Annotated in this window: 1 pseudogene; it reads right to left on the bottom strand. The window is 59.5% G+C overall.

Annotated elements, in window-relative coordinates:
• Positions 1 to 898 (bottom strand): annotated as a pseudogene (locus tag ACI77D_RS29315) (type IV secretion protein Rhs); the annotation flags it as partial.

Genomic DNA, 898 nt, shown 5'->3' on the forward strand with positions numbered 1-898 from the left:
ACTGAGGAGCTGGCCTTGTTGGCGCTGGTGCTCGCGGCCGGTTTTGAACAGGTGGGACGTGAGGTTTTTGCCGTTCAACTCTACGGTGGCGAGGTGGCCGCCTTTGTCGTGGTTGAAGGTCAGGCGGTTGTTATCCGGCAGGCGCAGGTTTTGCAGCTGGCCGCAGGCGTCGTAGCCATAGCGCAAGGTGCCCCAGCCTTGGTGTTCGGCGGTGAGTCGGTTTTGCGGGTCGTATTCGTAGGCTAGCGCCCAGTGGCCGTCGTCGACGCTGAGAAGGTTGCCTTGGCGGTCGTAGGCGTAGTCAACAAGGTTGCCGTCGGGCAGGGTTTTTCGTACAAGGCGGCCAGCGTGGTCTCGCTCGTAGCCGGTGACGAGCTGACTACCGTCATCACCATATTCGGTTTTCTCGAGCAGGTTGCCATTGAGGTCGTAGGCGTAGGCGGTACGCTGGCCGTCAAAACCGATTTCCTGCTGGATCAGGCCATTGGGGTGGTAATCGAGCTGGTAGGTTTCGCCGACTTCGTTTTCGATGGCGGTCAGCAGCAACCGTACGTTGTCGTAGCGGCAGTTGACCTGGCTGCCGTCGGCATTGATACGGCGGCTGATCAGGTGCAGGCCGTCGGCGTATTCGTAGCGAGTGAGGTGGCCTAATTCATTGCGTTCGGCGGTGATTTTTCCGTAGGGGTTGTAGCTGTATTCCCGCGTCGCGCCGCCTGGCAACACCACACGAGTCAATCGGCCCATGCTGTCCCACTGATACTGAATCAGCGCGCCCTGTTCATCCTCGTGCGCAACCTTCCGCCCAAGATCGTCATAGCGATAGCGCTTGATACCGCCATTCGGCAGCTGCTCCTCAAGCAACTGACCACGTTCATTCCAGACCAGCCGGTGACAACTA

It is taken from the genome of Pseudomonas sp. O39, from assembly GCF_045447295.1.
GTDB lineage: Bacteria > Pseudomonadota > Gammaproteobacteria > Pseudomonadales > Pseudomonadaceae > Aquipseudomonas > Aquipseudomonas antarctica_A.